Annotated in this window: 20 protein-coding genes; 13 read left to right on the forward strand and 7 right to left on the reverse strand. The window is 68.2% G+C overall.

Annotated features, from left to right (window positions below; genetic code table 11):
- Window positions 1-30: 30 nt before the first annotated feature.
- On the reverse strand, window positions 31-792 hold the full coding sequence (locus ABD678_RS07580; RefSeq protein WP_344757118.1) for a CPBP family intramembrane glutamic endopeptidase: 762 nt from the start codon (window positions 790-792) through the stop codon (window positions 31-33).
- 38 nt (window positions 793-830) lie between these two features.
- The gene (locus ABD678_RS07585) at window positions 831-1244 is read right to left on the reverse strand and encodes a thiol-disulfide oxidoreductase DCC family protein (protein ID WP_344755327.1); all 414 of its coding nucleotides are present in this window, start codon (window positions 1242-1244) and stop codon (window positions 831-833) included.
- Window positions 1245-1502: 258 nt separating this feature from the next.
- On the opposite strand from ABD678_RS07585, the gene ABD678_RS07590 reads away from it, so the two are divergent.
- From ABD678_RS07590 to ABD678_RS07600, 3 genes are all read left to right on the forward strand, one after another.
- Window positions 1503-3257, forward strand: coding sequence for an ABC transporter family substrate-binding protein (locus ABD678_RS07590; protein WP_344755329.1), 1755 nt, complete (start codon window positions 1503-1505; stop codon window positions 3255-3257).
- A gap of 201 nt (window positions 3258-3458) precedes the next feature.
- Entirely contained in the window at window positions 3459-4997 is a 1539-nt protein-coding gene (locus tag ABD678_RS07595) for an ABC transporter permease (protein WP_344755331.1), read from the forward strand.
- A complete protein-coding gene (locus tag ABD678_RS07600; RefSeq protein WP_344755333.1) occupies window positions 4997-6022 on the forward strand; it encodes an ABC transporter permease in 1026 nt (341 codons plus the stop codon). The genes ABD678_RS07595 and ABD678_RS07600 overlap by 1 nt, the downstream gene beginning before the upstream one ends.
- Before the next feature lie 5 nt (window positions 6023-6027).
- Here ABD678_RS07600 and ABD678_RS07605 read toward each other — a convergent pair whose 3' ends face one another.
- The gene (locus ABD678_RS07605; protein ID WP_344755335.1) at window positions 6028-6618 is read right to left on the reverse strand and encodes a PH domain-containing protein; all 591 of its coding nucleotides are present in this window, start codon (window positions 6616-6618) and stop codon (window positions 6028-6030) included.
- Window positions 6619-6671: 53 nt separating this feature from the next.
- Between ABD678_RS07605 and ABD678_RS07610 the strand changes: the two genes are divergently transcribed.
- Both ABD678_RS07610 and ABD678_RS07615 read left to right on the forward strand, forming a co-directional pair.
- Window positions 6672-8384, forward strand: coding sequence for an ABC transporter ATP-binding protein (locus tag ABD678_RS07610; protein WP_344755337.1), 1713 nt, complete (start codon window positions 6672-6674; stop codon window positions 8382-8384).
- A gap of 204 nt (window positions 8385-8588) precedes the next feature.
- Entirely contained in the window at window positions 8589-10517 is a 1929-nt protein-coding gene (locus ABD678_RS07615) for an ABC transporter family substrate-binding protein (protein ID WP_344755339.1), read from the forward strand.
- 122 nt (window positions 10518-10639) lie between these two features.
- Here ABD678_RS07615 and glgB read toward each other — a convergent pair whose 3' ends face one another.
- On the reverse strand, window positions 10640-12865 hold the full coding sequence (gene glgB / locus ABD678_RS07620) for a 1,4-alpha-glucan branching protein GlgB (protein WP_425561957.1): 2226 nt from the start codon (window positions 12863-12865) through the stop codon (window positions 10640-10642).
- The gene (locus ABD678_RS07625; RefSeq protein ID WP_344755341.1) at window positions 12865-14910 is read right to left on the reverse strand and encodes an alpha-1,4-glucan--maltose-1-phosphate maltosyltransferase; all 2046 of its coding nucleotides are present in this window, start codon (window positions 14908-14910) and stop codon (window positions 12865-12867) included. Before ABD678_RS07625 ends, glgB begins: the two co-directional genes overlap by 1 nt.
- 346 nt (window positions 14911-15256) lie before the next feature.
- Here ABD678_RS07625 and ABD678_RS07630 point away from each other — a divergent pair, with 346 nt between their 5' ends.
- From ABD678_RS07630 to ABD678_RS07660, 7 genes are all read left to right on the forward strand, one after another.
- Window positions 15257-15799 (forward strand): alternate-type signal peptide domain-containing protein, encoded by a 543-nt coding sequence (locus tag ABD678_RS07630; protein WP_344755343.1) that lies wholly within the window; start codon window positions 15257-15259, stop codon window positions 15797-15799.
- An 85-nt stretch (window positions 15800-15884) separates the two neighbouring features.
- The gene (locus ABD678_RS07635; protein WP_344755345.1) at window positions 15885-16463 is read left to right on the forward strand and encodes a TasA family protein; all 579 of its coding nucleotides are present in this window, start codon (window positions 15885-15887) and stop codon (window positions 16461-16463) included.
- Between the two features lie 2 nt (window positions 16464-16465).
- On the forward strand, window positions 16466-18187 hold the full coding sequence (locus ABD678_RS07640) for an RICIN domain-containing protein (protein WP_344755347.1): 1722 nt from the start codon (window positions 16466-16468) through the stop codon (window positions 18185-18187).
- Window positions 18187-18903 carry a hypothetical protein gene (locus ABD678_RS07645; protein WP_344755349.1) on the forward strand — a complete coding sequence of 239 codons (717 nt, stop codon included), beginning with the start codon at window positions 18187-18189 and terminating at the stop codon, window positions 18901-18903. Before ABD678_RS07640 ends, ABD678_RS07645 begins: the two co-directional genes overlap by 1 nt.
- On the forward strand, window positions 18900-19529 hold the full coding sequence (locus ABD678_RS07650) for a signal peptidase I (protein ID WP_344755351.1): 630 nt from the start codon (window positions 18900-18902) through the stop codon (window positions 19527-19529). The genes ABD678_RS07645 and ABD678_RS07650 overlap by 4 nt, the downstream gene beginning before the upstream one ends.
- A 53-nt stretch (window positions 19530-19582) precedes the next feature.
- Window positions 19583-22177 carry an alpha-glucan family phosphorylase gene (gene glgP, locus ABD678_RS07655; RefSeq protein ID WP_344755353.1) on the forward strand — a complete coding sequence of 865 codons (2595 nt, stop codon included), beginning with the start codon at window positions 19583-19585 and terminating at the stop codon, window positions 22175-22177.
- Window positions 22170-22535, forward strand: a complete 366-nt coding sequence (locus ABD678_RS07660; protein WP_344755355.1) for a hypothetical protein — start codon at window positions 22170-22172, stop codon at window positions 22533-22535. The genes glgP and ABD678_RS07660 overlap by 8 nt, the downstream gene beginning before the upstream one ends.
- Window positions 22536-22552: 17 nt before the next feature.
- On the opposite strand, the gene ABD678_RS07665 is transcribed toward ABD678_RS07660, so the two are convergent.
- The gene (locus ABD678_RS07665; RefSeq protein WP_344755357.1) at window positions 22553-23809 is read right to left on the reverse strand and encodes an LCP family protein; all 1257 of its coding nucleotides are present in this window, start codon (window positions 23807-23809) and stop codon (window positions 22553-22555) included.
- Between the two features lie 121 nt (window positions 23810-23930).
- Here ABD678_RS07665 and ABD678_RS07670 point away from each other — a divergent pair, with 121 nt between their 5' ends.
- Complete coding sequence (locus ABD678_RS07670; RefSeq protein ID WP_344755359.1) at window positions 23931-25346, forward strand: amidase; 1416 nt, start codon at window positions 23931-23933, stop codon at window positions 25344-25346.
- Window positions 25347-25371: 25 nt separating this feature from the next.
- On the opposite strand, the gene ABD678_RS07675 is transcribed toward ABD678_RS07670, so the two are convergent.
- Window positions 25372-25803: a hypothetical protein gene (locus ABD678_RS07675; RefSeq protein ID WP_344755361.1), complete on the reverse strand. Its 432-nt coding sequence runs from the start codon at window positions 25801-25803 to the stop codon at window positions 25372-25374.
- Window positions 25804-25817: the final 14 nt, after the last annotated feature.

Raw genomic sequence — 25817 nt, forward strand, 5'->3', positions numbered from 1 at the left:
GCCCGTCTCGGGTGGCGGTCCGGGGTGGTCTCACAACCAGGGGAACGTGGCCACCGCCCAGGGATACCCCACGAAGATCGCCGCGTCGATCACGAAGTGGGCGATGACGAGCGGCAGTACCCGGCCCCACCGGGTATAGAGCCAGCCGAACAGCACCCCCATGGCGATGTTCCCCACGAACGCGCCGAAGCCCTGGTACAGGTGGTAGGTGCCGCGCAGCAACGCTGCGCTGAGGATGATCGTCCAGCGACCCCAGCCGAGTTCGCGCAGCCGCGTGAACAGGTAGCCGACCACGATGACCTCTTCGACGATGCCGGCGCGCGCGGCCGAGAGCAGCAGGATCGGCACGGTCCACCAGTACTGGTCGAGCGCGGTGGGCACGACATTCACCGTGATCCCGAGCGCCCGCCCCGCCACGTAGAGTCCGATCCCCGGGATGCCGATCACGAGGGCGAGCGCGAGGCCGCGTAGCGCGTCACGGCCCGGCTGCCGGAAGTCGACGCCGAGCCTGCCCAGGTGCGGCCGTGCCGCCTGCCAGAGCAGGAAGCCGACGAGGGCGACCGGAACGAGGTCGAAGAAGATGCCGAGGAACTGGTAGATGAGGTCGAACACCTCACGCGTGCTGAGCGGTGCGTTGAGGGTCGCGGTCTGCTGGCTGAGCGAGGTCTTCTGGGTGAGCCGGTTCGCGATCGCGACGACCGAATAGACTGCGGAAAGCCCCAGCGAGAGGCCCAGCACGATGAGGATCTCCCCCCACAACCGCCGCCGCAGCGACGGGACCGGCAGAGGCATCGGCACAGGCCCCGGTTGCGCGTGATGGATCGGTTCGCTCACTCCGGGCGCCCCGCCCGGCAGGCGGGGGTTCCCCCCGGCAGCAGGTACCGGTACCGCGCCACGAGTCCGTAGCCGGCGGCGGCCGCGAGGGAGAACGGCGGCGTGTCGAGCAGGATGCCCAGAAACCGCCATCCGAGCGCCGGTTGGTGGCGGAGCACGACCGAAACGGCCAGGTGCCCGCCGTACTGGTGCAGGTCGCCGCGCGCGTCCCTCGCCACGAGCCAGACCCGCTCGGCAGCCTCCTCGGCCGTCAGCCCCAGGTCGTCGAGTTCGGCCCACTGGTACGGGGTTGTCGCGGGCATCGCCGGGAGGGCGCGCTCCAGCCAGTTCACCGCACTTGTGCAGAACCCGCAGTCGCCGTCGAAGACGAGCACCGCGTGGTCGCGGGAGAGGGCGGATGTCGGGGGCACCTCACCGATGCTACGCGCCGATACGCGCCGCTTTGGCCCGTTGGGTTGCCGCCGATCGCCCGATCGATGCAAATCGACGAAAAAGTGCGCAATAATTCGTCGCAGATTGCAAAATTGTCGTGTGCGCGTTACCACTGGGTAACGTTTGCCCTTACAGTTTTGCCTGTGGAGCAGACCCTGTTTAGGGTTCTCTATAACAAGCGAGTCGGGGTGCTAGGAAATCATCCTGTCTCGTATCCATCTTGCACAGGAGGAAAATTGAAAATCAGACGCATAGGAGCGCCGATCGCGGTCGCTGCCGTCGCGGCGATGCTGATCACCGGTTGCACAACGACCGGTGAGACGCCGGAGGCCCAGACCGGAGGAACCATCACGGTCGCCGAGGTCAACGAGCTCACCGCATTCACGTCGAGCACGAGCACGTCGAACCTGGACATGAACGGCAAGTTCATCGGGTACACCCGCTCGAGCTTCTTCTACCTCGACGACAAGCTCAACATCATCCCCGATGAGAGCTTCGGAACGGTTGAGAAGACCAGCGATGACCCGCTCACCGTCAAGTACACGCTCGCGAAGACCGCGACCTGGTCCGACGGCACGCCGGTCACCGCAGACGACCTTCTGCTGGCCTGGGCGATTCAGTCCGGATTCTTCAACGACTCCACGATCGACGCCGACGGCAACGTCACCAGTGGCACCACGTACTTCGACTACGCGGGTGACACCTCGGGCCTCGGCCTCGCCGACCGTCCGGTCGTCGGTGACGACAACACGTCGATCACCCTCACCTACAGCGAGCCCTACGCGGACTGGCAGCTCATCAACCCGATCGACGCGCCCGCGCACGTCGTCGCGGACCACGCCGGCGTCTCGCTGGCCGACCTGAGCGACGCGTTCCTGAACGCGCCGCGTGGTGACGCCGCCGCTCCTGCCGAGGCGAACGCGACCATCAAGGCCGCTGCCGACTTCTGGAACACCGGCTTCGACGCCACGTCGCTTCCGTCCGACAAGAGCCTCTACCTCTCGTCGGCTGCGTTCGTGCTCGACGCGTGGGTTCCGAAGGAGTCCATCACGCTCGTCCTGAACCCCGAGTACAAGGGTGACCTCAAGCCGAAGGTGGACAAGATCGTCGTCCGCTTCATCGGTGACGCCCAGGCTCAGGTGACCGCCCTCAAGAACGGTGAGGTTGACATCATCAACCCGCAGGCATCCGCCGACACCATCAACTCTCTTGAGGCGCTCTCGGACGTGACCACCCTCACCGGTGACCAGTTCAGCTACGACCACCTCGACCTCACGTTCAACACGGGCGTGTTCGCGAACGCTCCGGACATCCGCGAGGCGTTCCTCAAGGTGGTTCCGCGCCAGCAGATCCTCGACGCGATCGTCACGCCGCAGAACCCTGAGGCGACGCTCGACAACTCGCAGCTCTTCTTCCCCGGCACCGACGGCTACAACGCCACGGTCAAGGTGAACGGCTCCGACGCGTTCAACGATGTCGACATCGAGGGCGCCAAGGCGCTGCTGAACGGCCGCACCCCTGAGGTCCGCGTGCTGTACAACACCAAGAACCCGAACCGTGTCGCTTCGTTCCAGGCCCTCCAGGTCTCCGCGGAGCAGGCCGGGTTCAAGATCGTCGACGCGGGTGCTGAGAACTGGGGATCGCTCCTCGGTAGCGGCACGTACGATGCCTCGATCTTCGGCTGGATCTCCTCGGGTGTCGGCGTTGCCGGCGTCCCGCAGATCTTCGGCAGCAAGGGCGGCGGTAACTACAACGGTTACGCCAACTCCAAGGTCGACGAGCTCGCCAACCAGCTCCAGGTGACCCTGGACAAGGCCGAGCAGGACAAGATCCAGGTCGAGATCGACACGCTCCTGTGGCAGGACTTCTACGGAGTCCCGCTGTTCGTTGCTCCGGGCGTCATGGCCCACAGCAACAACGTCACGGGTGTTGTCTACTACCCGGGCCAGGCCGGTGTCGGCTGGAACTTCTGGGAGTGGGCGAAGAAGTAGCACCCTGGCTCAGTCCACTGTGACTGACCCTGGATGAACTTCCAGGGCGGAGCGCCAGGACCACCCATGGTCCTGGCGCTCCGTTCGTTCCCTCCGTTCCAGCCCACGCGCCCGAGCGATGCGCTACAAGCGCGGATGCTCGGCTAAACTTCCCGCAGGCCCGCCACCGATGTCGGCCTGCGATCGCGAAAGTGTTTTCCCATGGTGTCTTTCATCGCGAGACGACTCATCGTCTCCGTTCTGCTCCTCATCGGAGCGGCGTTCATTATGTACCAGCTCACCGCGCTCGCGGGTGATCCGCTCGAGGAGTACTACCAGAGCAGGCTCCCCAACCGTGATCAGCTCATGGCGGCGCGAGTCGAAGCGCTTCAGCTCAACGTGCCGGCGCCCTTGCGGTTCTTCCTCTGGCTCGGCGGGGCCGCCAAGTGCGTCATCCCGTTCGCCAACGCCTGCGACCTCGGGCTCACCGCACAGGGCCAGCCGGTCATCGCCCTCCTGCCCCAGGCCATCGGGTCCACCCTCCAGCTCGTGACGGCCGCGACGGTGCTCGCCATCATCGTCGGCATCACGATCGGCATCGTCTCGGCTCTGCGCCAGTACACGACCTTCGACCTCGTCGTCACGTTCTTCTCGTTCCTGCTCTACTCGCTGCCGTCGTTCTGGGTCGGCATCCTGCTCAAGGAGTGGGTCGCGATCGGATTCAACGACTTCCTGAGACATCCGGTGGTCGGCATCGGCTGGATCATCGGGATCTCCCTCGTCATCGCCCTCATCTGGGTGGGGCTCATCGGCGGCGACAACCGGCGAAGGCTCTCCGTCTTCCTGGTCTCGGGACTCGCGACGGCCGCCGTGCTCGTCTACTTCTCGCTCACCGACTGGTTCACGCGTCCCTCGCTCGGGCCGGTGTTCGTCTTCGTCATGGCCGCGGGCATCGCCGTCATCCTCACCGCCCTCCTGGCCGGCCTGCGCAACCGCAGGGCGCTGCTGACGGCGGTCATCCAGGTCGTCATCGCGCTGATCTGCTACTTCGCGCTGCAGGGGCTGCTGGACGTCTCGAGCATCTATACGCTGCTCATCCTCGGCGTCATCACCTTCGCCGTGGGCATGCTGACCGGTTATCTCGTCGGAGGACCCGATCGGGGCCTCAACATCAGGGTGGGTGTGTTCACCGCCCTCCTCTCGGCCTCACTCATCCTCGTCGACCGGCTCATGCAGGCCTGGCCCGCCTACGTCAACAGTTCGGCGATCAACCGCCGGCCGATCGCGACGGTCGGTTCCCAGACACCGGGGCTGCCCGGCGACATCTGGGTGCACGGCGTCGACTCGTTCACCCACCTGCTGCTGCCGACGCTCACCCTCATGCTCATCGCCTTCGCCGGCTACACCCGGTACTCGCGAGCCGGCATGCTCGACGTGCTCAACCAGGACTACATCCGCACCGCGCGGGCCAAGGGGATGCCGGAGCGGGTGGTGATCGTGCGTCACGCCTTCCGCAACTCGCTCATCCCGATCGCGACGATCGTCGCCTCCGACTTCGGCGCTCTGCTCGGTGGCGCGATCATCACCGAGCAGGTCTTCGCCTTCTCCGGGATGGGGGCGATGTTCCAACGGGGGGTCACACTTCCCGATCCGAACCCCGTCATGGGGTATTTCGTCGTCATCGCGACGATGGCCATCATCTTCAACTTCATCGCAGACATGACCTATTCTGCGCTCGACCCGAGAGTGAGGGTCCGCTGATGTCGCTCATCGCTGGAACCGACCTGCCTGAGTCCGCACCGCCGGAGGAGACCCGCGAGGTCACCCAGGGCATGAGTCAGGGCCGCCTCATCTGGAAGCGGTTCATCTCCAACGGCGTGGCGATGACCGCGCTGGGATTCTTCCTCTTCATCGTCGTGCTCTCGCTCACCGCGACCGGCGCCTTCGGCATCCCCGGCTGGTGGAAGTACACCTACACCGACCTGCCGAAGCTGCTCAACGGTGGTGCCCCGACCCTGTCGCTCATCCCCGAGTGGCTCGGCGGCGACGGCATCCACCTCGGCGAGCACCCCTTCGGGCAGACTCTCATCGGGATCGACTATTTCGCGATGACCATGCGCGGGGTCCAGAACTCGCTCATCGTGATGTTCATCATCGGCATCCTCGTCGCGGTCATCGGGACCGTCATCGGGGCGGTCGCCGGGTACTACCGCGGTTGGGTCGAGTCGGTGCTCATGCGCTTCACCGACCTGATCATCGTCATCCCGGTCATCGTGCTGGGCGCCGTCGTCGGAAAGATCGCGAGCGAGCACTTCAAGGGGCTCGGCGTGCTCGGCCTGTCGATCGTGCTCGGCCTGTTCCTCTGGACGGGGCTCGCCCGACTCGTGCGCGGCGAGTTCCTCACGCTGCGGGAACGCGAATACGTGGATGCCGCCCGCGTCTCCGGAGCGCGGGACGCCCGGATCATCTTCCGTCACATCCTGCCGAACGCGATCGGCGTCGTGATCGTCACGACAACGCTCGTCATGGCGGCGGCCATCCTGCTGGAGACCGGGCTGAGCTTCCTCGGGTTCGGCATCCGGAGCCCTGACGTCTCGCTCGGTCTCATCATCAGCCAGAACCAGACGGCCTTCAGCACGCGGCCCTACCTGTTCATCTGGCCCGGTGTGTTCATCGTCGCCATCGCGCTGAGCGTCAACTTCATCGGCGACGGCCTGCGCGATGCCTTCGACCCGCGACAACGGAAGTTCGTGGCGCGGAAGATGAAAGAGCGGGTCGAGTCGTGAGGCTGCTAGCCGAGCGCGAGGGAGACCATCGCGGCCACGAGCAGCGCGGCGCTCATCGCGATCACCGCCCAGTGCCAGCGCCGCGTCGCCGGCGTGCTGTCGGCGACGCCGAGTTCGATGCGCTCCTCCGCGACGAGTTTCTCCCAGCGCTGGCGGACGAGGTAGGCCGCCGCCCCGGAGTCGGTGGTGGGCAGGTCGCCCGGGCGCATGGTGCCGACGCCACCCGTCTGCGACTCCACGCGGCCCATCTCCCGTCGGCTGAGCGCCGTCGCGAGGCGGCCGGGCGCCGGAGCGGCCGTCGCGGTGTAGCGTCCGCCCGGGGTCACGAGGGTGAGCGCGTAGCGGGTCTCGACCTGGATGAGCGCCGTCCACGGTACGACGACCGTGCTGAACACATTGACGATCGTCACGGCGTCGTCGGCGACCCCCACGGCGGGTCGCCAGAGCCCGGCCCAGGCCAGGAACGCGCCGAACGCGATGAGGGGAAGGTATTCGGCGGACTTGCCGAGACCGGAGACCAGGACGGCGGCCACCGCGCCGCAGCAGAACAGCCAGACCGCAATGGCGAGTACCTGATTGAAGCGGGAGTGGAACATTCCCCTATCGTCGCAGGTGATGGTCGCTGATGGTTGACAGGGAGACCACGGAAATGACAGAGACAGCAACACAGACCCCGGTCGAAGACATCCCAGAGCTCGACGTGCCCGAGGCGAGCGACCGGGTCCCGGTGCTCAAGGTCGAGGACCTGAGCGTCGACTTCGGCGTCGACAACGAGTGGGTCCCAGCTGCGATCAAACTCAACTACGAGGTGAACAGGGGCGAGGTGCTCGCCATCGTCGGCGAGTCGGGTTCCGGTAAGAGCGCGAGCTCGATGGCCGTGCTCAACCTGCTGCCGGTCAACAGTCGCATCCGGGGCAGTGTGAAGCTCAACGGTGTCGAGCTGCGCGGCATGCGCGACAGTGCCATGCGGCGGGTGCGCGGCGAGAAGATCGCCGTGATCTTCCAGGAGCCGATGACCGCGCTCAACCCGGTCTATACGATCGGGTTCCAGATCGTTGAGACACTGCGCCAGCACTACGGGACGAGCCCGGCCGCCGCGAAGGAGCGTGCGATCGAACTGCTGACCATGGTCGAGATGCCCGACCCGGTGAAGGCCTTCAACTCCTACCCGCATCAGCTCTCCGGTGGCCAGCGTCAGCGGGCGATGATCGCCCAGTCGATCTCCTGCGACCCCGACCTGCTCATCGCCGACGAGCCGACGACGGCACTCGACGTCACGGTGCAGGCGGAGATCCTCGACCTCCTGCGCAACCTGCACAAGCGGCTCGACTCGGCGATCGTGCTCATCACGCACGACATGGGTGTCGTCGCCGACCTCGCCGATCGGGTGGTGGTCATGCATCGCGGCCTCATCGTCGAGAGCGGCACCGTGCATCAGATCTTCGACAAGCCGGTCGAGCCGTACACGATCGAGTTGCTCTCCGCAGTTCCGCACCTCGGTACGAACGAGGAGCGGCTGTTGCCAAGGACGGAGGCCGCGAAGGAGCCGGTCCTCTCCCTCAAGCACGTGACGATCGACTACCCGAAGCGCGGACGGGTTCCCGCATTCCGAGCCGTCGACGATGTCTCGCTCGAAATCCACCCCGGGGAGCTGCTCGGCCTCGTCGGCGAATCCGGATCCGGTAAGACCACGATCGGCCGTGCGGCCATGGGTCTGCTGCCGATCACCGAGGGCGAGTTGCGGGTCGTCGGCAAGGACATGGCGAACATGCCGACCAGGGAGCTGCGGGAGCTGCGTCGCAAGACGGGCATCGTGTTCCAGGACCCGGCATCCTCGCTCAACCCCCGGATGCCCGTCGGTCAGAGCATCGGGGAGCCCATGCTCCTCGCGGGCATCGCCAAGGGCAAGGAGCTCGACCGCAAGGTGGAGGACCTGCTCGAGCAGGTCGAGTTGCCGACGTTCTTCCGCAACCGCTACCCCCACGAGTTGTCCGGTGGCCAGAAGCAGCGCATCGGCATCGCGCGCGCCCTGTCGCTGAGTCCGCAGTTGCTGGTCGCCGACGAACCGACCTCCGCGCTCGACGTCTCGGTGCAGTCCCGGTTCCTGGAGCTCCTGCTCGAACTGCAGGGGCAGCTCGACTTCGCGTGCCTGTTCATCAGCCACGACCTCGCGGTCGTCGATCAGCTCGCCCACCGCATCGCGGTGCTGCGCAACGGCAAGCTCGTGGAGCAGGGGACGCGGGACCAGATCCTGCGCGGTGCGAAGGACGCCTACACCCAGCGGCTCATCGCCGCCGTGCCTTTGCCCGACCCGGACAAGCAGCGGGCCAGTCGCGAGCAGCGTCTCGCCTCGCGGCACTGACCGCATCGTCGGGCTTGAGGGCGGTGCTGGAACCGGCCCGGGGCAGTGGTCACGTCATCCGCGGTCACAGGGAGCTTCGGGGACGGACCCGTCCGTCGCCAAGGTCAACCGGACTCTCAGGTGCCTGTGGTGAGGTCGAATGGGCGTTGGAGTCTCCAGCGCGAACGTGAGCGTGAGGGCTGAGTGCTGACTGGGGTTTCTGTCATGAGGGCGCACCGGTCCTCGCGGGTGGTCGCACTCGCTGCTGCGCTGGTCGGCCTGCTCGCGCTGGCCGGATGCTCGACGCCGACGGTCATCGAGGACAGCTCGGTGACCGTGGCCATGAGCCGGGCGTTCTTCTCCCTCAACGATCGCACCTCCTACGGCAACTCTCCCGCGAACTCGCAGGTGCTGCAGGCGACGAGCTCCCGCTTCGCGGCGTACGACGAGAACTCCGAACTCGTGGCGGACACCTCTTTCGGCACCTACCAACTGCTTTCCAATGATCCGCTCACGGTGCGCTACACGATTGCGAACGATGTCACCTGGTCCGACGGCGTGCCGGTGGATGCCGCGGACCTGCTGCTGGCCTGGGTCGCCAATTCCGGTGCGCTCAATACGAAGGACTTCGACGACGGCCCGTACATCGACGAGGAGACCGGTCGTTATGCCGAGCCGTTCCCGTCGGATGTCGTGCACTTCGACGGTGCGACGAGCGAGGGACTCCAGTATGTGACCGAGATGCCGGAGATCGGTGACGACGGCCGTTCGCTCACGCTCACCTGGGATCGCTACTTCGTCGACTGGCCGCTCGTCCTCGAGGTGGGGCTGCCTGCGCACGTCGTCGCGACGAAGGCGTTGAAGCTCACCCCCACCGCCGTCCCGGATGACGAGACGGGCGCGGTGTCGGATGCCGACCGCGTCCGCGACGGCGAGACGGCGAAGGCCGCCCTCGTGGAGGCGATCCAGGAGGACGATACGGCGGAGCTCTCGGCGATCGCCAACGTCTGGAACTCGGGGTTCAATCTCGAGCGACTTCCCGACGACCCCTCCCTTCTCGTCTCGAACGGGCCCTACACGATCACCGGGTTCGAGGCGGGCGACCACCTCGTGCTGAGCGCGAATCCGAACTACCGCGGCGATCACCGGCCGGTCTTCGAGACGATTCGGGTGCGGTTCATGGCTGACCCGCTCGCTCAGGTGCAGGCGCTCGCGGACGGCGAGGTGGATGTCGTGACGCCCCGTCCGAATCCGGATGTCGTGGACGCGTTGCGCCGGATCGCAGGCGGGGCCGCGCCCGGCGTGACCGCATCCGACGAGCCGGACCGCGAGGGGGCGCACGGTGTGACGGTGCTCGACGGGGTCGACGGAACCTACGAGCACCTCGACCTGAAGTTCGCGAACTCGAAGAACGGCAGTCTCGACGACCGGCGGGTGCGTGAGGCGTTCCTCAAGGTGGTGCCCTGGCGGGCGATTCTCGACGCGATGGTCACGCCCGTGCTGGGGGAGGCCCAGCCTCGGGCCTCACAACTCTTCTTTCCGGGTGCGCCCGGCTACGAAGGGTCGGTCGCGGACAACGGTTCGCGCTCGCTCGAGCGCGTGGATGTCCCGGGAGCGAAAGCGCTGCTGGCCGAGGCGGGTGTGGCGAAGCCGGTCGTCTGCATCATGTTCGACCCGGCAAACCCCAGGCGGCAGGAGGAGTTCAAGCTCATCAGGGAGAGCGCATCCGATGCCGGGTTCGCGGTGACCAACTGTTCGAGCCCGGACTGGCTGAATCTCCTCAGCACGCTGGGGACCTATGACGCTTCGCTCTTCTCCTGGCGGGTGACCAACCTCTCCTTCACGGGGATTCAGGCGATCTACCTGACCGACGGGCTGAGCAACCTCAACGACTACTCGAACCCTGAGGTCGACGCGCTGCTGGCGACCCTGTCGGTGACCGTGGACCCCGCGAAACAGCTCGAACTGCGGCAGCAGATCGACGCGATCCTGTTCGAGGACTCCTACGGACTGCCGCTCTACCAGAATCCGGTGATCGTCGCCCACGACGACTCCGTGAGCGGGATCGGGATCGCTCCGCTCGCGCCGGGCATCTTCTGGAACGTGTGGGAGTGGATGCCGGTGGTCGAGGCGAGCCCGAGCCCCTCGGGTTGAGCACCTGCTGACTGACGTCCACGGGTCGACGGTGCACAGGATCATGGCCTCGGGCACGAGGTTCCCCGCCCCGCCGTCACCGGAGTCGTCGCCTACCGGATGGGTCCGGAGGCCGCCTCAGCTCAGTGACGCGGGGTCAGCCAGAGGGCGGCGAGCGGCGGAAGCGTGAGCTCGGCGGACGCCGGCCGCCCGGCGTGGGGCTCTGAGTTCGCGACGATCGTGCCGAGATTGCCGACGCCCGAGCCGCCGAACTCCACGGCATCCGTGTTGAGGAGCTCGACCCACTCGCCGGCGACCGGGAGACCGAGGCGGTAGGGGCCGACCGGGTTGCCGGAGAAGTTCACGATCACCGCGACCGGGTCGCCCGCCGCCGACCAGCGCAGGAACGCGATCACAGTGTTGGCGGCGTCATCGCCCACGAGCCACTCGAAGCCGCCGGGGTCGTGGTCGCGCTGCCAGAGCGCCGGCTCGGCGCGGTAGACCCGGTTGAGCTGGGCGACGAGCGCCTGCAGACCCCGGTGCACCGGCTGTTCGAGGATCCACCAGTCGAGACCGCGCTCTTCGCTCCACTCCGACGGCTGGCCGAACTCCTGGCCCATGAACAGCAGCTGCTTGCCCGGATGCGCCCACTGGAAGGCCAGGTAGGCCCGCATGTTCGCGAGCTTCTGCCACTGGTCGCCCGGCATCTTGTGCAGGAGCGAACCCTTCCCGTGCACGACCTCGTCGTGGCTGATCGGCAGCAGGAAGTTCTCGCTGTAGGCGTAGACCATGCTGAAGGTGAGCTCGCCGTGATGGTGCGAGCGGTAGAGAGGATCGACCGCCATGTACTGCAGGCTGTCGTGCATCCAGCCCATGTTCCATTTGAGGCCGAAGCCGAGCCCTCCGGCATCCGTCGGCGCGGTCACGCCGGGGAAGGCCGTCGACTCCTCGGCGATCATCACGATGCCCGGATTGCGCTTGTAGGCGGTCGCGTTGACCTCCTTGAGCAGGTCGATCGCCTCGAGGTTCTCCCGCCCGCCGAAGCGGTTCGGCGTCCACTCGCCGTGTTTGCGGGAATAGTCGAGGTAGAGCATCGAGGCGACGGCGTCGACGCGCAGCCCGTCGATGTGGAACTCCTCGAGCCAGTACAGCGCGTTCGCGACGAGGAAGTTGCGCACCTGCGACCGTCCGAAGTCGAAGACGAGCGTGCCCCAGTCGGGCTGTTGGCCCCGGCGTGGATCCCTGTGCTCATAGAGCGGTTCTCCGTCGAAGCGGGCGAGCGCCCACTCGTCCTTCGGGAAGTGCGCCGGGACCCAGTCCATGATGACGCCGATACCGGCCGCGTGCAGCCGGTCGATGAGCCCGCGCAGATCGTCCGGATGCCCGAACCGGCTCGTCGGCGCGTAGTAGCCGGTCACCTGATAGCCCCACGAGCCCCCGTAGGGGTGCTCGGCGAGCGGCATGAACTCCACATGGGTGTAGCCGAGCGAGGTCACGTGATCGACGAGCTCCGTGGCGAGCTCGCGGTAGCCGAGCCCAGGCCGCCACGACCCCAGGTGCACCTCGTAGACGCTCATCGGGCCGTCGAGCGGGTTCCGGTCGGCGCGCTCGGTGAGCCAGGCCGAGTCCGCCCAGTCGTACCGGGATTCGCCCACCTTCGACGCCGTCGCCGGCGGGACCTCGGTGTATCTCGCCATCGGGTCGGCCCGCAGCACCCAGACGCCGGCCGGTGTGAGCAGTTCGAACTTGTACGTGGTGCCCGGTCCGACGGCGGGGACGAAGAGCTCCCACACGCCGTTGTCGTCGAGGCGCCGCATGGCGTGCCCCGCGCCGTCCCAGTCGTTGAAGTCTCCGACCACCCTCGCGGCCTGTGCGTGCGGTGCCCACACCGAGAATGACGTACCGTCGATGCCCTCGTGCGGTCGGTGATGAGCCCCGAGCACATGCCAGAGCTGTTCGTGCCTGCCCTCGCCGAACAGGTACAGGTCGACCTCCCCGACCGAGGGAACGAACCGGTACGGGTCCTCGGTGACCCAGTCCGGGCCGGACTCATAGGTCGCCTCGAGCGTGTACGACTGCCCCCTGCCGCGGGCTCGACCCTGCCAGATACCTTCGCCAAGGTGCCTCAGCGCGATGCGCGTTCCGTTCGCCCGGATGGCCGTGACGGTCTTCGCGAGCGGCCGCCTGGCTCTCACGACCCAGCCGCCCCCGTTGACGTCGCGCTGGTCGAGAGCGTGCTGGCCGAGAACGGCGTGGGGTTGCGGATGCCGCCCGGCGGCGATCGCCGCGAGTTCGCTGTGGGAGGGGATGGGCAGGGCGGGCGCACGCGCGGGGCGGCCGACGGCTTTCGGCTCGCGTCCGCTCACCATCAGCGCGCCTTCGGGGGCTCGACCCGCAGGATGTGCACGGGCTCGGTGAAGGCATCCAGCCGCACATAGTTGTCGCGGCCCCACTCGAAGCGTTGTCTGGTGATCAGGTCGGTCACCTCGAAGCGCGCATCCATCCCCGCATCGACCATGTCGAGCCCGAATCGCTCGGGATCGAGCCGCTCGAGGTCCAGATGGATGGTCGTCTCCCGCACCGAGTGCGGGTCGACGTTCGCCACGACGATGATGGTGTCGCTGCGACCGCTGCGCACGAACTCTGCGGCCAGGTGCTTGCTGTAGACGAGGATCGCCTCGTCGTCGCTCCAGTGCACCTCGAGGTTCCTGAGCTGGCGCAGCGCCGGATGCTCGGAGCGGACCCGGTTGAGCTGTCGCAGGTAGGGGGCGATCGACGCCCCGCTCTTCTCCGCCTTCGCCCACTCGCGCGGCCGGTACTCGTACTTCTCGTTGTCGATGTTCTCCTCGGAGCCGGGCCGCGCGACGTTCTCGATGAGTTCGTAACCCGAGTACACCCCCCAGCTCGGGCTCCCCGTCGCAGCGATCGCGGCCCGGACCTTATAGGCGGGCACCCCGCCGAACTGCAGGTATTCGGTGAGGATGTCCGGGGTGTTGACGAACAGGTTGGGGCGCAGGTAGTCGCTCGACTCGTGTGAGAGCTCCGCGAGGTAGTCCGCGAGCTCCTTCTTCGTGTTGCGCCAGGTGAAGTAGGTGTAGGACTGCTGGAAACCGACCTGTGCGAGCGCGCGCAGGGGGGCAGGACGGGTGAAGGCCTCGGCGAGGAACACGACATCCGGATGCGCGACCCTCACCTCGTGCAGCAGCCACTCCCAGAACCGCAGCGGTTTGGTGTGCGGGTTGTCGACGCGGAAGATGCGGACGCCGAGGTCGATCCAGTGCTCGAGGACTCGCAGGACCTCCTCGCGCAGCCCCTTCTCGTCGTTGTCGAAGTTGAGCGGGTAGATGTCCTGGTACTTCTTGGGCGGGTTCTCGGCGTAGGCGATGCTCCCGTCGACGAGCGTCGTGAACCACTCCGGATGATCGAGCACCCAGGGGTGGTCGGGGGAGCACTGGAGGGCGAGGTCGAGGGCGACCTCGAGGTTGTTGGCCTTCGCGGTCGCCAGGAACTCCCGGAAGTCCTCCTCGCTGCCGAGGTCGGGATGGATGGCGTCGTGGCCGCCCTCCGGCGAGCCGATCGCCCAGGGAGAGCCGGGGTCGTGGGGGCCTGCTGTGAGCGCGTTATTGGGGCCTTTGCGAAAGCTCGTGCCGATCGGGTGGATGGGTGGGAGGTAGACGACGTCGAAACCCATGGAGGCGATCGCCGGAAGGCGCCGCGCTGCGGTCAAGAAGGTGCCGCTTCGCCAGCTGCCGTCCTTGTTCTGCCTCGCGCCCTCCGAGCGGGGGAAGAACTCATACCAGCTGCCGACCCCGGCGCGAGCGCGTTCGACCCTCACCGTGAACTCCTCGCTCTCCGTCTCGGTCGAGACGAGCGGATGCGCGTCGAGCTCGGCGGCGAGCTTCGCGTCGGCGGCTGCGGCCAGACGATCAGCCGGTGCTGCGGCGACGTTCGCGAGTGCGTGGAAGGCGCTCGTGATCACCGGGTTGCCCGGTCGCGCATTGTCGGCACGGTGCAGGAGGACTGCGCCGGTCGCGAGCATGAGCTGCACGTCCACGCCCGCAGGGACCTTGGTTTCGGCGGCGTGCAGCCAGGTGGCCCAGTCGTCGGTCCAGGCCTGGATGCGATACTGCCAGTCTCCGGTCTCCTCGAGCTGCACCGCGACCTCCCAGAGATCCGTGCCCTTCCCGGCCAGGCGCATCCGGTGAGTCGAGGTCGCGCCGGAGGGCGCGGTCAGCAGGAGCGCCGCCCTGAGCTCGTCGTGGCCGTCCTTGAAGATGGTCGCGCGGAAGGGGACGACCTCGCCGTCCCAGGCTTTGGCGGGCCGGCGGTCATCCGGCTGGCGCGGGGAGAGCGGGCGGATCGGGATCCGTCCCGACGTCGGCCGGTATTCGGGTGGCTGGTGTGCAGCGCTCACACTTCGACCGTAGCGAACCAGGCTCGAAAACGCGTGTGTCAGCGGCAGATTGCCTCGTGCCGGATCGGCGGCCGGCACTGGCCGAGCATCGGACAGGCCCCCGAGGTGGTGTGACTCGTTTTGGGTGGGGTACAGGTCTTGTCCGCCATTATGCCGACCGAATACCGTTTTCGGTGGGGGATTCATTCGGGGGCGAATCGAGCACTACGACTCGAACCCGGTTCCTTGAACACAGCGGACGGTTACCCTGCCGGCCGCGAACATTGCATAACCCGCGACCCGAAAGCGGGCTTCCAGCTTCAGTGGATGCTGCGTGCACGGGTCCTGACCCGAACAGGACACACCAATGAACAAGCTCACCAAGGCAGCGATTGCCGGCGCAGCCGGAATCGCCCTTCTTCTCGGAGGCGCGGGCTCGCTCGCGTACTGGAACGACTCCACCTCGCTCGCCGGTGGCACCATCAACGCCGGCCAGCTGCAGATCACGGCTGACCCGGATGGCGGGGTGTGGACGGACGCCGACGGCGATCCGGTCGACCTCGCGACGTTCCTCGCGGTTCCCGGCGATGCACTCACCTACACCGATACCTTCACGCTCATGGCGACCGGGGACAACCTGTCGGCGACTCTCGCACTCGCCCCGACATCCATCACCCCTGCATCGTCCGATTCCGAGGATGTCGCACTGGCGGCCCTCCTCAGCTCGAGCGCCGTGTTCACGGTGGACAGCGTCACCACCAGCACCGTCACGGCGAATGCGGGCACGCAGACCGTGGATGTCGCCGTCACGATCACCTGGCCGGACGGCACATCCACGACTGACAACGCCGCTCAGCTGGGGTCGGTCGTGCTCGCGAACATGTCGGTCGTCCTGACCCAGGTCGTCTAGTACGCCGGGGTGGTGGATGCGGGAGTCCGAATCCCGTATCCACCACCGGGCACCCGAAGACCACCCGACCCGAGGAGGTGATGTCATGCCCAGAAACTCATGCGAACCGCGCCATCGTGCGCACCAGAAGCCTGTACGACGCACCGCGATCACGGTCGGCGGCATGCTCGCCTCGTCCGCCGCCATCGCGGGGGCGAGCATCGTCGCAGTCGTCGCCGCCGGCGGCACCTACGCCATGTGGACCAGTGCGGCCACGATGAGCGGCGGGACCATCTCGAGCGCCTCGGTCGATCTCACCGTCAACAACCAGTCGAGCTATGCGCTGGGCGGTGCGGCGTGGTCGAAGCTCCTGCCCGGCGATGTGGTGTCGCAGGAGGTCACACTCGAGAACACCGGTACCGCCGCCAGCACCGTGACCGCCGAAACGAGCGGGCCCTTCGGCGCCCTGCTCGTCCATCTGGCCAGGGGAGGGTGCCCGGCGCCTCCGGCCGCCCCGATCGCCGGCCCGAGCTCGACCGTGAGCCCGACCGACCTGGGCGTCTTCGCGGCGGGTGAGGCATCCGTCGTCTGCCTCCAGACCACCATGCCGGCGGGGGTCGCCGACACCGTGCAGGGCACGGGTCAGGATTTCACCATCACCTTCACCGCGGCGACGGAGTCGTGATCATGGGTACCCAGCGGATGCGCACCCGATCCTCGGCACGCCGGCGCCGGCGCGCGACCCGCCGCGGGCTCATCGCGGGCATCACGACCTTCCTTCTCCTGGCCGGCAGCGGCATCAGCTATGCGGCCTGCACCGCCGGGGCCGCGGCGACGAGCACCGCGAGCGCGGCGAGCCTGACCATCACGACGGCGGGATTCGACTCCAACGCCTTCGTCTTCCAGAACCACCTCATGACGACGACCGGCAGCGTCACGGTCGCCAACGACACCGATACGACGAGCACCACCCCCGGCACCTTCGAGTTGAGCCTCGGCTATACAGGATCGGCGGTGCTCGCCTCCCGGCTCACCGTCACGGTCTGGCCGACCACGGACGCCTCCGGCTGCGCCGGCGTTGCGACTCCGCCGTCCGGAGCCGTGACCGGTCGCTGGGACACGGTCGCCACGACCGCATCGCCCATCGTTGGCACGCTGGTCGCGGGGTCCGCACAGGGCTACTGCCTGCGGGTGACCGCAGCCGAACGCGGCGACCTGGCATCGGCCACCGGTGCGCTCGCGATCCAGCCGAACATCTCGGCGATCCTGAAGGTCGGCAACTGGTCTCGGTCCACCGGCGCCTCCACGACGCAGACGACCGCCTGGATCTTCCCGGCATACGGTCCAACGCCGAACACCTGGTACCAGATCAGGAACCTCGGGACGGACAACTGCGTCGACGTGTACGGCGCCTCGACCGTCCCGGGAACCGGAGTCATCGACTACGCCTGCAAGACCGGCGACGTGAGCGACGGCTACAACCAGCAGTGGAAGTTCACCCGGGCGAGCGGCGACTACTACGACATCACGCCCCGCCACGAGCAGACCATCCGAATGGATGTCACGGGGGGCTCGACCGCGACACTCGCCGCGGTGGACGTCCAGACGGCACTCACCGCGCGACTCAGCCAGGAGTGGCAGCTCCAGCTGCGCGCGACCGACGTCTACCAGCTCGTCAACCGGGCGAGCGGCCTGTGCCTGCAGGTGAACGACACGTCCGTCTACGGCCCGGAGGCCGAGTACGCACAGGCGGTGTGCGACGGGTCGGTGGGTCAGAGCTATTCACTCACCCAGGTCGCTGTCGACGTACCGTCGATCGCACTCGCCTGCAGTTCTGCAGCCGGCGGCGGGGTCACGTTCTCCTGGTCCGGCGACGCCATCGACACCTACGACTTCCAGGTCAAGCCGAGCACCGACAGCATCTGGAGCGGCGTCGGAGACGTCGCGACGGGCGTCACCGCCATCACCATCCTGCCCGCGGCGATCACCGGCGCCGACGGTCAGTACGACGTGCGCGCACTGTGGCTCGCCAACCTGCTCACCGCGGGCGGCGTCAACCTCTGGAAGACCGCCGGTGCGCTCAGTTGCACAGCCCCGGCACCGGTCTCCATGACCTGCGAGGGAGACGGCGTGTCGGCCGAACGGACCGTCCACTTCACCTTCAGCTCCACGCCGGCGGAGTACCGACTGCAGATCGACACGGGCGGGTCCACCTGGCAGGATCTGAACGGCGGGGCCTACTACACCGGGACGAGCGCGGTGATCAGCGGAAACCCACCGTTCGACCTCGGCAACGGCGCCTACCCGGTGCGGGCGATCACCAGCGCAGGGATCGTCGTCGCCACCTCCGGGCTGAGGGTGCGGACGGGCGGCGCATCCGGCCCCTACCACTACCTCGATTGCCGATGATGCTGCGCCTTGCCAGGACGCCCTCGCCGTGGATCGGGGGCCCTGCCGTCGCCCTGGTGGTCGCGATGGCGCTCGCCGCCTCGTGGCCTGCGCCCGCGTACGCCGCGCCGGCCGACGGCATCCAGGTGAGTCCGGATGGCGTGACGTACGCCGCAGCGCTTCCCGGCGGCCTGTTCGACCAGATCGCCATCTCCGTGCCGGGCGACAGCCAGGCGACCGAATTCTGGGTCCGCAATGCCGGACCGGTGCCCGCCGCTCTGCGGATCGCGATCGCGATGGTCACCGTCTCGGACCCCGTCCTCGCCGACGCCATCACGGTCAGTGCCGGCACGACAGCGCATCCGGGGGCCCCGGTCGCGCTCGCCGCGGTCCAGTCGTGCCGGGTGCTCACCGAGGGCGACCTGCTCTCGCCGGGCGGTACCGTTCAGGTGTCGGCCACGCTCGCCCTCGGCGACCTCGACGGGCTCTCCGGGCAGGGCGGAACGGCGACGTTCGCCCTCCGGGTCGGCTTGACCGACTCCGCCGCTCAGCTTCCGCCCACCTCGTGCGGCAACAGCGGAATCAGCCTCCGAGTCACCGGTGGCGACGGCGACATCCCGCTCGCCATGACCGGTTCGACGTTGCCTCTCCCGTTCGTCATCGGAGCAGCATCGCTCCTCGGCGTCGGCCTCTTCCTCCTGGTCGCCGCGAAACGACGCAGGGAGGCGGAAGAGTGAGCGGACGCCACGAAGCGAGCAGACGTGCAGCCAGGCCGACGAAGGCCTCGCGCGGCCTGCTCGGCTACCTCGGATGGGGTCTGAGCGCCGGGCTGCTGGCGTTCGTCGCGCTCATCGGGGTGCTCGCGATCGTGGTGCCCGCCGCCACGGGGGCCACGCCGATGACCGTGCTGACCGGCTCGATGACCCCGACCTACCCTCCGGGAACACTCATCGTCGTCAAACCGATCGACGCCGAGGACATCCGGGTCGGCACACCCATCACCTACCAGCTCGAGTCAGGCAAGGATGTCGTGGTCACCCATCGGGTGGTCTCCATCACCACGGCGTCGGACGGCTCCAGGGAGTTCACCACCAGGGGCGACGCGAACGCCGTCGCCGACGAGAAACCCGTGCGGCCGGTCCAGGTGCGCGGCGAGGTCTGGTACAGCATCCCGTACCTGGGTTGGGTCAACACCGCGGTCAACGGCGAGAGCCGTGTCTGGATCATCCCCGTCATCGCCGGTGGGCTCTTCCTCTATGCCGGATACGCCGTCGCGAGCAGCATCGCCTCCGCCCGCAAGCGCCGCCGCGAGCGGGAGCGCCGGAGGGAGCGTTCGGAAACGGTGGACCCGGTCCGGCCCTGAGCCCCGCGCCGCGTTCACAACCTCACCGGGAACTGCGCCTAGGCTTGATCGACGTGAAGGCCATCAGAAGGTTTACCGTCCAGCCCGTCCTGCCGGAGTCGCTCGACGCGCTGGACGAGCTCGCCACCAACCTGCGCTGGTCCTGGCACCTCCCCACCCGCGAACTCTTCGAGCAGCTCTCGCCGCCCGCCTGGGAGGCGACCGGCCACGATCCGATCGCGGTGCTCGGCACGCTCGATGCCGCACGCATCGCCGAACTCGCCGACGACGAGCGCCTCATCGCCCGCGCCAACGCACTCCGGGACGACCTCCACGACTACCTCGGCAAGCCGCGCTGGTATCAGTCGCTCCCGGATGGCGTCCCGCAGTCGATCGCCTACCTCTCGCCCGAATTCGGCATCGCCGCCGCCCTCCCGCAGTACTCCGGCGGCCTCGGCATTCTCGCCGGGGACCACCTGAAGAGCGCTTCCGACCTCGGCGTCCCCGTCATTGCGGCCGGCCTCTTCTACCGTTCCGGTTATTTCGCGCAGGCCATCTCCTCGGACGGCTGGCAGCAGGAGTCGTACCCGGTGCTCGACCCGGACGGGCTCCCGCTCACCGTGCTGCGGCATCCGGACGGCACCGCCGCGCGCGTTGTGCTCGCCCTTCCCGACGATCGCGCACTCCACGCGCGGATCTGGCAGGTCGCGGTCGGGCGCGTCACCCTCCTCCTGCTCGACTCGGACATCCCCGAGAACGAGGACAGCCTGCGATCGGTGACCGACCGCCTCTACGGCGGTGGGGGAGAGCACCGGCTGCTCCAGGAGCTGCTGTTGGGCATCGGCGGCGTGCGCGCGATCGACCTCCACGCTCGCCTGACCGGAACCCCGCTGCCCGAGGTGTTCCACACCAACGAGGGCCATGCCGGGTTCCTCGGTCTCGAGCGCATCAGCAACCTCATCGGCGGCGGCCTGAACTTCGCCGCAGCGCTCGAGGTCGTGCGCGCCAGCACGGTATTCACCACCCACACGCCGGTTCCTGCCGGGATCGACCGGTTCGAGGCGGACCTCGTCGAACGGTACTTCTCCACCTCGCTGCTGCCCGGCGTCGCCGTCGCCGATGTGCTCGCGCTCGGTGCGGAGGACTACGAGGGCGGCACGGAGGACACCTTCAACATGGCCGTCATGGGCCTGCGCCTCGCCCAGCGCGCCAACGGCGTCTCGAAGCTGCACGGCGAGGTCAGCAGGCGGATGTTCGGCTCGCTCTGGCCCGGATTCGACAGCGAAGAGGTGCCGATCGCCTCCATCACGAACGGCGTGCACGCACCGACCTGGACGGATCGCGCGGTCACCCGGCTCGCGGCCGAGAAGCTCGAGACCACCGACACGACGGCCTGCGACTGGCTCTCCGACGCGGTGACGGATGCCGACCTCTGGAGCCTGCGCGGCGAACTCCGCGCGAAGCTCGTCGACGACGCGCGCCGGCGCATGACCGCCGCCTGGACCGCCCAGCACCCGGGCGCGGTGCCGCCGGCCTGGTACTCGACGCTGCTCGATCCGGACACCCTCACGATCGGGTTCGCGCGCCGCGTCCCCACCTACAAGCGCCTCACGCTCATGCTCCATGACGAGGACCGGCTCCGCTCGATCCTGCTCGACCCCGAGCGGCCGGTGCAGATCGTCGTGGCCGGCAAGTCGCATCCGGCCGACGATGAAGGCAAGCGCCTCATCCAGCGGCTCGTGCGGTTCGCGAACGAGCCGGCGATCCGGGGGCGGCTGGTCTTCCTGCCCAACTACGACATCGGGATGGCCCAGACCCTCTACCCGGGCACCGACGTCTGGCTCAACAACCCGCTCCGCCCCCTCGAGGCGTGCGGGACGAGCGGAATGAAGGCCGCGATGAACGGTTCGCTCAACCTCTCGATCCTCGACGGATGGTGGGCCGAGTTCTTCGACGGGGAGAACGGCTGGGCCATCCCGAGCGCGGATGCTGCGGGCGACTCGGCCGAGCGCGACGCTCTCGAGGCGGGCGCCCTGTACGACCTCATCGAGCATCAGGTGGCGCCGAGGTTCTACGACCGCGGGGAGGACGGCGTTCCGACGAGGTGGGTCGAGTCGATCCGGCACACCCTCTCCACCCTGTCACCACAGCTGAGCGCCGACCGCATGGTGCGGGAGTACGTCGAGCGTCTCTACGTTCCGGCGGCCGCCTCCACCCGCGTCCTCACGGCGGAGGATGCGAAGGGCGCCAGGGAGCTCGCGGCCTGGCGGCAGAGGATCGTACAGGCCTGGCCTGCTGTGAGCGTCGGCAATGTCGAATCCGGGGGAGTGGACGCCGTCCCGCAGGTCGGCGACGAGTTGCACGTCCGCGCCCAGGTGCACCTGGGCGGACTCTCCATCGACGACGTCACGGTCCAGCTCCTCCACGGCTCGGTCCGCTCCGACGACGACCTCCTCGCCCCCGAACGGCTCGCCCTCGAACCCGATGAATCGGGGCCCTCGGGTGCGATGCCCCCGGATGCCGATTCGGCCCGATTCGCCGGGTCCGTTCCGCTGGCGAAGGCGGGGAGCTTCGGGTACACGGTGCGGGTTCTCCCGCGGCATCCGGGGCTCACCAGCGGAGTCGAGCTGGGTCTTGTGGCGGTCGCGCCGGGCTCGGACCGTGCCTGAGGCGCCCCGCACGCGCCCGGAGCACGCCGAGGTGCTCCACGAGTTCCGCGCGCACATCCGGGCGAGGCCGAGGGCCGTGTTCGAGGCGATCGTCGCTCGCGAGGATCCCGGCCCGGATGCCCAGAGCATGTTCACGGCAGACCCCTCGGCCTGGCTCGTCATCTCCCAGGGCGGCTGGTGGTACCGCGCGGAGTACCGCGTGGTGCCGGACGCGACGGGGTCGAACCTCGAGTACACCCTGCTCAATGTCGCGGAGACGGCGCACCGGTTCGGCAGGTTCACCGGCCGCAAGGTCATCGAAGCCGCGCCGGTCGCCTTCGACCGGCTCGTCACCGAGCTTCGGGCCGAACTCGAATAGCGGGATCGCCTGGACCGTTATGGTCGGTAGGTCTGCCCCTCCGAGCAGGTCTGCTGAGCGGAGGACTGGCCGGTGATCGTTGAAGGCAGTGGAACCACGTTGGCGAGTGGAGGTGTCGCAGGGTCGGAGGGTGCCCCCGTTGCGCTCGGGTCGGCCGGCGGAGTCGTCGCGTTCGGGTCGAGGGAGGCCCCAGGGCCAGTCGAGCCGGTTATCTGCACAGGCAGGTCGGCGGCGATCGCCGCGAACAGCTTGTCCGCGGCATCCTGGATGGGAAGCACGCCCCCCTGGCCGTTGCTGTTGCCGAACCGGGACGGGTACTGGATGAGCTGGATGTTCTCGGCCGGGATGTCCTTGAGCGCGAGCGCGATCGACGCCAGGGTGAGTGGATTGCGGAGGCTGTTGGAGACCTCCATGTTGTCGACGGCTGCCTTGGCGAGCCCGTAGACCTTGATGGGATCGGTGAGGGTCTCGCGGGCCTTGACCTGGCGCACGAGCGCCGACATGAACACCTGCTGGTTGCTGATCCGCGCGAGGTCGGTACCACCGTTGACGCCGTAGCGGCTGCGGAGGAACATGAGGGCGTTCCAGCCCTTGAGCGTTTGCGGCCCGGCAGCGAGGTCGAGCCCGATCTGGCCGTCGTGAATCGCGCTCGCGACACACACCGTCACGCCGCCGATCGCATTCGACATCTCGATGACGCCGTTGAACTCGATCTTCGCGGCGAACGGTATGTCGAGGCCGGTGACCTCTTTGACCGTCTCCACCACGCAGGCGAGACCGCCGTAGGAGAGGGCGACATTGATCTTGGCGGAGGACTGGGAGCCCCAGTTGCCGCTGCCGTCGACCTTCGGGCAGGAGGGGATCCGCACGAACAGGTCGCGCGGGAAGCTCACGACCGTCGCGTTGGTGTGGTCGGCGGAGATGTGGAGCAGGATCGTCACGTCGTTGAGGTGTTCGCCTCGCCGCCCGTATGCGGGGTCCCCTTCACCACTGTCGCTTCCGACGAGGAGCATGTTCACGCCGCCCTCGATCGCGCCGATATCGGGTGCAGGCCCCTCGGTCTCCCCGATGAGCGCGACGCCGGGTTTCACGGAGCTCGCGATGTCCCACACGGCGTAGCCGACGACCGCCGCACCGCTCACGAGAACGACGGCGAGGCCGGCAGCCAGGAACTTCAGGATGGTCGCGACGGGGCCCGGTGGGCGCAGCCGACCGTGCCGCGCGATGGTCGGCTCTGGCGCCCTGCGGCCCCCTCGGGGACGAAGTTCACTCACTCACCCGATCCTAGGCCAGCCGTTCCTGAGAACGTGCCCGGAATGCGACGCGTTGCGAGGGCAGTTCTCCCTCCGGCGGCGGCTCTCGGTCGTGAAACGGTCTGCCGCGTAGGCTCGGAGCGTGTTCGAACTCCACCACCTCACCGCCCAGGAGCAATGGGACTGGCTGCAGCGCGGCGAGATCACGGTCCCCGAACTCGTCGCGCACTATCTCGACCGCATCGCCCGTCTCGACGGCGAGCTCGGCGCGTTCATCACCGTGACACCGGATGCCGCCCTCGCCCGCGCGCGCGAGGTGGAGGAGGCGGCGCCCCGATCCGCCGCGCTCCGGGGCCTCCCCTTCGCCGACAAGGATCTCGTTCAGCGCAAGGGAGTGCGAACGACCTACGGCTCGCGCCTGCTCGCCGACTACATCCCGGATGTCTCCGACGAGCTCGTGACGGTGCTCGATGCCGCGGGGGGCGTGAGCCTCGGTAAGACGAACACCCCGGAGTTCGGTCTCCCCTCCTACACCGAGAACCTCGTCGGGGGGCCTGCCCGGAACCCTTACGACACCGAGCTCGGACCCGGCGGCTCGAGCGGCGGCGCTGCCGTCGCGGTCGCCGCCGGGCTCCTGCCCTTCGCCCCCGGCTCCGACGGCGGGGGTTCGGTGCGCATTCCGGCCGCCGCGACAGGGCTCGTCGGCATCAAACCCTCCCGAGGGCTCATCCCGGCCGGCACCGGCATCGACAAGCTCGCGGGACTCGTCGTGCCCGGACCCCTCGCGCGCACGGTCGCCGACGCTGCCATGCTGCTCGATGCGATGATCGCCGGGGGAGACCACCCCTTCACGCTGCGCGCGCCGCGCTGGGAGGGTGGAGCGCTGCTCGGCAGCGCGGTCCGCGGTGAAGGCCGGTATCAGTTGGGGGTCATGACGACCTCGCCCTGGGATGACGCGTACGACATCCGGATCGCACCCGAGGCGGTCGCGGCGCTCGACCTCGCGGTGCGTGAATTCGACGCACTCGGGCACGGGATCGAGCGGACCGCCCTCGAACCCGATGACAGCTACGCGCCGGCGTTCCGCACGATCTGGCAGGCGGGAGCCGCGAGCATCCCGGCGGAGGGCGAGGAGCTGGCCCTGCTCGAACCGCTCACCCAGTGGCTCGTGGCTCGCGGCCGCGAACTCAGCGCGCGTGAGCTCGCCGAAGCGCTCACCGCGCTCGCCCTGTACGAACGCTCCGTCATCCGGCAGTTCGCGGGGTTCGACGCCGTGATGACGCCGGCGCTCGCGATGACGCCGCGGCCGATCGGCTGGTACGACCAGGACGATGCGGAACTCAACTTCGCACAGCAGGTGCAATACACGCCGTTCACCTCGTTCCTCAACGTGTCAGGGCTGCCAGCGATCACGCTGCCGGTCGCCACGACGGATGACGGCCTCCCCATGGGGGTGCAGCTCATCGGTCGCCCCGGCGGCGAGCACGTGCTGCTGGCCCTCGGCGCACAGCTCGAGCGACGCCTGCGCTGGCAGGAGCGGCATCCGCCCCAGTGGTAGCGGTTGGTGTCAGGGCGCGAGTCGGCTAGCGAACGTAACCGCCGCGGCGCAGCCCGGCCTCGATCTCGAAGCGGTTGGCGGTCCCGGTCTGGCCGGCCGCGATGTAGAGCGGGATGAAGGCGAGCCCGTACCTCTTCCACTGTGCACGGTGCACCGCCTCGTGTGCGAGCACACCGGGAGAGAGCGCGTCATGGGTGAGGAAGACCGCGCCGATCGTCGTACCCCCGCGTCCGAACGCCCACCGCGGGCACCCCCGCGCCACGATCACCCCGCCCTGGGGTCGGATGCGGCCAAGGCTGAGAGAGGCCCCCCAGATGAGCCCGCACACCGTCGCGAACCAGTAGCCCGGCCTGGCGATGACCGGGCTCAGCAGCACCGCCCGCAACCATCGCACGCGGGACACCGCCCGCACGAGGGACTGCGTCCCGCGTTCGAAGCGGGATCCGGCGATGGCCATGCTGACTGTTCTAG

The sequence above is a fragment of the Leifsonella bigeumensis genome, from assembly GCF_039537265.1.
Classification (GTDB): Bacteria; Actinomycetota; Actinomycetes; order Actinomycetales; family Microbacteriaceae; genus Terrimesophilobacter; species Terrimesophilobacter bigeumensis.